This is a genomic window from Methylobacterium sp. D54C, from assembly GCF_053345595.1.
The window spans coordinates 1-6,643 of record NZ_JBKFAK010000063.1 but is presented as its reverse complement, the minus strand read 5'-3'; the positions used below and the strand labels follow the sequence as shown (position 1 = coordinate 6,643).

7 protein-coding genes and 1 pseudogene are annotated in these 6,643 nt (G+C 71.8%); 4 read left to right on the top strand and 4 right to left on the bottom strand.

The features are described 5' to 3' along the window. Positions 1-118, top strand: a pseudogene (locus ACLBYB_RS32300) (porin family protein); the annotation flags it as partial. A gap of 188 nt (positions 119-306) precedes the next feature. On the opposite strand, the gene ACLBYB_RS32295 reads toward ACLBYB_RS32300, so the two are convergent. The 4 genes from ACLBYB_RS32295 to ACLBYB_RS32280 all read right to left on the bottom strand — a co-directional run bounded on the left by ACLBYB_RS32295 (position 307) and on the right by ACLBYB_RS32280 (position 4,717). Next, on the bottom strand, positions 307-720 hold the full coding sequence (locus ACLBYB_RS32295; protein ID WP_020094093.1) for a VOC family protein: 414 nt from the start codon (positions 718-720) through the stop codon (positions 307-309). Between the two features lie 143 nt (positions 721-863). Beyond that, a complete protein-coding gene (locus ACLBYB_RS32290) occupies positions 864-2,198 on the bottom strand; it encodes an MFS transporter (protein WP_056533571.1) in 1,335 nt (444 codons plus the stop codon). Between the two features lie 534 nt (positions 2,199-2,732). Then, on the bottom strand, positions 2,733-4,304 hold the full coding sequence (locus ACLBYB_RS32285; RefSeq protein WP_447684051.1) for an ABC transporter substrate-binding protein: 1,572 nt from the start codon (positions 4,302-4,304) through the stop codon (positions 2,733-2,735). 107 nt (positions 4,305-4,411) lie between these two features. Then, positions 4,412-4,717, bottom strand: a complete 306-nt coding sequence (locus ACLBYB_RS32280; RefSeq protein WP_056533575.1) for a hypothetical protein — start codon at positions 4,715-4,717, stop codon at positions 4,412-4,414. 170 nt (positions 4,718-4,887) lie between these two features. On the opposite strand from ACLBYB_RS32280, the gene ACLBYB_RS32275 reads away from it, so the two are divergent. The 3 genes from ACLBYB_RS32275 to ACLBYB_RS32265 form a co-directional block, all read left to right on the top strand. Further along, a complete protein-coding gene (locus ACLBYB_RS32275; RefSeq protein ID WP_056533577.1) occupies positions 4,888-5,496 on the top strand; it encodes a PAS domain-containing protein in 609 nt (202 codons plus the stop codon). Between the two features lie 227 nt (positions 5,497-5,723). Further along, positions 5,724-5,957: a hypothetical protein gene (locus tag ACLBYB_RS32270; protein WP_100252464.1), complete on the top strand. Its 234-nt coding sequence runs from the start codon at positions 5,724-5,726 to the stop codon at positions 5,955-5,957. Between the two features lie 283 nt (positions 5,958-6,240). Next, a partial coding sequence (locus ACLBYB_RS32265) for a hypothetical protein (protein WP_447701312.1) occupies positions 6,241-6,643 on the top strand: 403 nt, incomplete at its 3' end.

Sequence of the window (6,643 nt, the reverse complement as noted above, 5' to 3'; positions counted from 1 at the left end):
CGCGTTCGTCATCAACGCCGCCAACAACTTCCCGGTCGTCTACAGCGGCATCGGCCGCCGCTCCGACGAGTTCGCCGTCGTCCGCGCCGGCCTGAACTACAAGTTCGGCTCCTACTGAGACCGACAAACGACGGTCGGGTGAGACGCTCGCACCCCGACCGTCGCACCCGACCCGAAACGCGAAGGGGCCGCTTCCCACAGGAGGCGGCCCCTTCGCCGTTCGGGCGCCCGGAATCCGGCCCGGACGCGACCCGGCCTCGCCCCGGCCTCGCCCCGGCGTCGACCTGGACTTGACCCGGCGCCGCCTCAGTAGCCCTTCCAGAGGCCGGGTGTGGCCAGCTCGAGCAGGTGCCCGTCCGGGTCGCGGAAGTAGACGCTGACGCCGCCCCGCGGCCAGCGGGTGCGCCCCTCGACGGCCACGCCGGCGGCCGCGAGATGGTCCTCCCAGGGCGCGAGGGCGTCGGCGTCGATCGAGAACGCGATATGGGCCGGGCCACGGCCGTCATGGGGCGGTATGAGACCGCCCGGCGTCTCGATCGGCTGCAGGGACCCGCCCTCCGGAAAGAGCAGGAGGACGCCGCGGCCGCCGACGTCGAAGGCGCGCATGCGGAAGTCGGTGAAGAGGCAGCGCAACCCCATCGTGTCGCGATAGAAGGCCTCGGCGCGGTCGAGGTCCGCGACGTACAGCGCCGTCTCCAGGATGGCGTTGAGCTCGGGCACGGCGATCTCCTGGCGGCGGCGCGGTCACGGCCCGCGGGACCCCGTCCGGTCCGGTCCGGGCCGGTCAAGTCCGGGCCGGCGCAGCGCCGGGCGGCGGCCGCACCGGGCCAACCGGCCGGTCCCGGACTCGGTTCGCCGCGGGCTCAGACGGCCGACGGCCGCGGCGCGCCCGAGTCGGGGCGCGGGGCGCGGCCCGGCACCAGCGACAGGGCGGCCGAGAGCAGGGCGAAGACCACGAGCGGCAGGAGGCTCAGGGTGAAGCTGCCGGTCCCGTCCTTGATCGCGCCGATCAGGTAGGGGCCGAGGAAGCCGCCGAGATTGCCGACCGCGTTGATGGCCGCGATGCTCGCCGCCGCGGTGGCGGGCGGCATCTGCTCGGTCGCGAGCGCCCAGAACGGGCCCTTGAGCATGTAGACGCCCATGGCGGCGATCGTCAGGGCCGCCACGACCGGGCCGAGCCCCGACAGGACCGTGCCGCCCGCGAGCCCCAGCGCCAGGATCAGGAACGAGAGCGCGAGGTGCCAGCGCCGCTCGGCGGTCCGGTCGCTGTGCCGGCCCCAGAGGACCATCGCCAGGGACGCGAAGCCGTACGGGATGCTGTTCAGGAGCCCGGTCTCGACGTTGCCGAGGCCGAAGCTCTTGACGATCTGCGGCGTCCAGAACGACAGCCCGTAGCTGCTCGCCGTCGAGCCGAAATAGATCGCGGCGAAGAGGGCGAGCCGCCGGTCGCGCAGGATGTCCCAGAGCGGCGGCTTCGCGGGCTGGCCGCTGCGGGTGTTGCGCGCCGCCTCGGCCCGGAGCTGCCGCTCCAGCCAGTCCCGCTCGGCCGCCGGCAGCCACGCCGCGTCCCGCGGGCCGTCCGGCAGGAGCCACAGGACCGCGACGGCCAGGAACACCGCCGGCAGGCCCTCGAGGATGAACAGCCACTGCCAGCCGGCGAGGCCGAACCCCGTCACGTTGAGCAGCGCGCCGGAGATCGGCGAGCCCAGGAACGACGAGATCGGGATCGAGATCATGAAGACCCCGATGATCCGCGCCCGGTAGGCGGAGGGGAACCAGTAGGTCAGGTAGAGGATCACGCCGGGGAAGAAGCCGGCCTCGGCGAGCCCCAGCAGGAAGCGCAGGCCGATGAACGACCACGGCCCCTGCACCAGGGCCATGGCGGCGGAGATGAGCCCCCAGGTCGCCATGATCCGGGCGATCCACAGCCGCGCCCCGAAGCGCTCCAGCATCAGGTTGCTGGGGATCTCCATCAGGAAGTAGCCGAGGAAGAAGATGCCGGCGCCCCAGCCGAACACGGTCGCCGAGAGGCCGACATCGTGGTTCATCTGGATCGCCGCGAAGCCGACATTCACGCGGTCCAGGAAGGAGACGAAGTAGGCGAGGATCAGGAACGGCACGAGCCGCCAGCCGATCCTGCGCATCGCCGAGCGTTCCAGGGCGGCCTCGTCCGGAGAGCCTGTCGCCAAGCCTGTCATCGAGCGTGTCCTCGTCGCGTCATGGACTCCGCGCGGCGTCGAGGGCGTCGATGCACCGCCGCGATGGCGGTGAGACGGATATCTCGGGCTTCCTCGCGGGCCGGTCATCTCTGGCGGTGACCTGTGCCGAATCTGCTTACCCCGTTCCCGATGCGGCTGGGAAGCGCTCGCGCGGCTTCAATCGATCGGACTTGTTGGAGGGAACGGCGTATTCGTGTGGCAGGATACCGTTGAACTACGCCGTGCCGGCGACACAGTAGGCTCGTGCAGCGGGGCTGTAGGGATGCCGATGGCCTGTTCGTCTTTGCGAGCGCAGCGAAGCAACCCAGGGATGCGAGACATCGGTCAAGCTTGGCGCAGCTGGATTGCTTCGCTGCGCTCGCAAAGGCACGGAGCCAGTTCTGCGCGATCCCTGTCGCCGGACCGCGACCCTCTCCGCGTTCGGGTACCCGGAGAAGGCGCGCACGCACGGACCTGGAGCCGCTGATCCCGCGCCCACGTTCCGAGGTCTTGAAAGAGGGCGACCCCTGCGCCTCAGCCCTTCTTGACGTTCCAGAACACCGGCACGCCGTCGAGGACGCCGGTCAGGGACGGCTTGTACGAGGTCTGGTTGAAGTACTGGCCGAGGGGCAGGTAGGGCAGGTCGGCGAAGGCCTGCTGCTGAAGCTCGCCGGCGAGCCGCTTGCGCGCGGCGGTGTCCGGGGCGTCCAGCCACTGGTCCCGCAGCGCCTCGATCCTCGCGCTGGTGGGCCAGCCGATCGCGGCGCTCTGGCCGGTCCCGCGCAGGAAGGCGCTGACCGCGGGATTCGCCTGGTCGAGCCCCGCCCAGAAGGTGCAGAAGGCGCTCCAGCCGCCCTGGGCGACCGGCTCCTTCTTGGCGCGCCGCTGCACCACCGAGCCCCAGTCCATGACCTGATAGTCGACGTTGAAGCCGGCGCGCGTGAGCATGTCGGCCGCCACGTCGGCGAGCGCCTTCAGGCTCGGGAAGTCCGAGGCGCCCATCAGCACCACCTTCTCGCCCTTGTAGCCGGCCGCCGCCAGCGCCGCCTTGGCGCCCGCGTAGTCGCGCTTGCTGGTCAGGGCGTCGAGGCCGACGTCGCTCGCCATGGGCAGGCCCGGGCAGAAGAAGCCCGTCGGCACGTGGATCAGCTTGGGATCGGTGCCGGTCACCGCCTGCATGAAGTCGGTCTGGTCGACGACCTTGAGCAGCACCTGCCGGATCGCCGGATTGTCGAAGGGCGGCTGGAGCTGGTTCATCCGCAGGCAGCCGATCAGGCCGGTCGGGTCGGTGATCCGCGTCGTCAGCCCGCGGAGGGTGGGCACGAGGTCGGCCGGCGGCTGCTCCCACCAGTCCATCTCGCCCGTCTGCATGGCCGAGGCGGCGGTCGCCTGGTCGGGGATGACGTTCCACTCGACCCGGTCGACGTGGACGCGCTTCGGGCCCGAGGTCCATTGCGGCTCGCCGCCCTCGCGGGGGACGTAGCCGGCAAAGCGCTCGTAGACCACCCGGGCGCCGACCACGCGCTCGTCCGCCTTGAAGCGGAACGGGCCGCTGCCGACCATCTCGGTCACCTGCGTGAACGGGTCGGTCTTGGCGAGACGCTCCGGCATGATGGCGCAGATCGAGGAGCCGACCTTGCCGAGCGCGTCCGGCAGGAGCGCGAAGGGCTTCTTCAGGCGGAACTGGATCGTCCGGTCATCCGGGGCCGAGAGCTCGTCCGTGTACGCCATGAGCGTCTGGCCCATGGCGTCGCGCTTGCCCCAGCGCGCGACGCTCGCCACGCAGTCGCGGGCCAGGACCGGGCTGCCGTCGTGGAAGGTCAGCCCGGGCCGCAGGGTGAGGCGCCACAGCTTGCCGTCGTTCTCCACCGTGTGGCCCGCCACCATCTGCGGCTGGGCGGCGTAGGCGGCATCGGTGCCGTAGAGCGTGTCGAAGACGGCGAGCCCGTGATTCCGGGTGACGTAGGCGGTCGTCCAGATCGGATCGAGCACCGTCAGGTCGGCCTGCGGGATGAACTTGAGCGTCCGGGCGGCACTGCCCTGCGCCAGCGCCGGGGTCGCGAGGGCGGCCCCCGACAGGGCCATGAAGGATCGTCTGTTCAGCATGCCGACTCGCCCGAGCGTTGCAATCCCGCTCAGGTTAGCACGCGGCGGGCCAAGCGCATCACAAGCGCATCACAAGCGCATCACGGGCGCACCGGTCAGCGCACCGGTCAGCGTGCGGCGGCCAGATCCTGCACGAGGGTCAGGACGCGGCGGCGGATCTCGGGATCGTCGATGCGCCGGTAGGCATGCAGCAGGGCGTCGGCCTCGTCGGCACGCCCGCCCGCGACGCCGGCGCCCCGCTCCGCGCCCAGTGGGCCGTACAGGGAGGTGGCCGGAACCTGCAGCGCGTCGGCGATCCGCTGCAGCAGCCGCCCGGCACCCGGCGCGTGCGGCGGTGCGGAGCGCTCGAACAGGTCGTCCTCGGGCGCCGCAGCCCCGGAGGATCCGCTCCGGACAGGTGACTTCGATCCCATCGGCGGTCAGGCTCTGGCGCGCGGGCTGGCTCGAGCATTCATAATACAGAAGACCGGCGGGACGCGAGTGGCCAGCACGCAACAGTTGCATGAATGCGTCAAAGAAGTCTTGAGGTTGCAGCCACCGAACCCGTAGATCGACCGGACCGGAGCCGCACACGTACACCGCCATGCCCAAGACCAACGCGTCCGTCGGTCAGACCTGTCCCGAAGCCTTCCAGATCGCGCTCGATTCCGCCGACATGATCGGGCACTGGGCGTGGGACCCCGCGACGGACCGGGTGCGGGTCGACGCCCTGGTGGCCCTCCTGTTCAAGGTCGATCCGACCGCGGCGGAATCCGGCATCCCGCTGGCCGTCTACGAGGAGGCCATCCACGTCGACGACCGCGACCGGGTCGACACCCTGATCCGCCGCAGCGTCGCGGCGGGGAGTTCCTACGTCGCCGAGTACCGGGTGATCTCCGTCGACGGCCGGATGCGCTGGGTCCTGGCGCGCGGCCGCTTCACCAGCGACCGTCGCGGCCGGCCGACGGGCGGGCGCGGGATCCTCGTGGACATCACGGCGCTGCGCGCGCGCGAGGCGATCGGCGGCGCGACCGCGCCCGACCTCGGCGACACGCCCTTGGACCGGGCGGTCGAGCACGCCCTCGCCGCGCAGGACGCCGTCGCGGCGCTGGGCGATCCGGCCCTGAAGGCCGAGGCGGACGCGCTGCTGATGGCGCTGGGGCGACGGCTGGCCCGGCGGCAGGTCGCGGAACGGCGCCGCCGCCTGAACTGAAGCGTGACGGCAGCGGCGCGGCGGCAACCACTAAATCCCGCCGCTAATTGTGCGCCTTGGTCGTGCAAAGCGGGGATGAACAAGCTTTCGTCAAGATAACGACTTTATTGGCCGCGAGCAGGTGCGGGACCGGCAGCGGCGTTGCCGGAGCCCCGTTCTCACCCGAGCGCGTCGCGCGCGCCGTTGCCGTCCGGACCCGGCGGGTCCGGCTTCCCGGGATCGTCGTCATGCACTTCACCGTCACCGCACGCCTGTCCGCGCGCCGGTTCGCCTACCAGCACGCCTCGGTCCTGACCGCCCTGGATCAGGGCATGAGCCTGATCGCGGCCGGCATGGCCGAGGTGACGATCACGGACGGCAGCGGCGAGGCGCGGACGCCGGCCGCGCTGTACCAGTCCCTGTTCGGGGCGCCCGGTCCCCTGCGGCGCCGCCCGGCGCCCGCGCAGGCGCAGGCCGCCTGATCCCGGACGACCCGATCGCGCGCGACGCCCGTCCCGCAACAGATCGCCCCGCAGCGGATCGCCCCCTCGCCGGGCGGCGACGGGGCAGTGTCCGCAGGTGCTCGGGCGATCACGCCTTCGGTTTCACGACCCGAGGCCTGGAAACGACCGCGGCCCATCTCGACTAAAGAGAAATTTGACCAGTACGACGTCGTCTTTCTGGACAACGGCCGAGATCAGGCTTAACCTCGGTGTGTTCGTGCCGCCGACATGCGCGCTCGAATGCTTCCAAGGATCATCTTACATGAAGCGCCGCAGCGCGCGACCGTTCATGGTCGAAGTCAAGCAGACCCGTTCGGCCCGCACAACGCTGACTGCCACCGAGGCGCGGCCGCGCCCGGACAAGATCCTGTGGCCGGAACTGGCGCAGGCCGCCCTCGCGCCGCCCGCACCCGCGCCCGCCCCTCAGGCGGCACCGGCGCCGCGCCCGGAACGGAAGGTGCCGGACGCACCGGTGCGCCGCGTCCTGCCGAGCCTCGTGCCGATGTTCGAGGCCCCGGCCGAGCCGGTCCTCGAAGCCGCCGCCGACGAGGCCGCGACGGACCCCGCCGCCGAGACCGTCCCGGCGCCGCGGGCGCGGCGCGGGCGGCCGCGGGCGGCCGCGCGGGACGCGCTCCCGCAGGTGCAGACGGTGCCGCCGCGCCCGG

What these genes read in the sequence shown, in the direction of transcription:
- ACLBYB_RS32290 (WP_056533571.1), bottom strand. Translation starts at nt 2,198, where the DNA reads ATGACAGGCTTGGCGACAGGCTCTCCGGACGAGGCCGCCCTGGAACGC.
- ACLBYB_RS32285 (WP_447684051.1), bottom strand. Translation starts at nt 4,304, where the DNA reads ATGCTGAACAGACGATCCTTCATGGCCCTGTCGGGGGCCGCCCTCGCG.
- ACLBYB_RS32280 (WP_056533575.1), bottom strand. Translation starts at nt 4,717, where the DNA reads ATGGGATCGAAGTCACCTGTCCGGAGCGGATCCTCCGGGGCTGCGGCG.
- ACLBYB_RS32275 (WP_056533577.1), top strand. Translation starts at nt 4,888, where the DNA reads ATGCCCAAGACCAACGCGTCCGTCGGTCAGACCTGTCCCGAAGCCTTC.
- ACLBYB_RS32270 (WP_100252464.1), top strand. Translation starts at nt 5,724, where the DNA reads ATGCACTTCACCGTCACCGCACGCCTGTCCGCGCGCCGGTTCGCCTAC.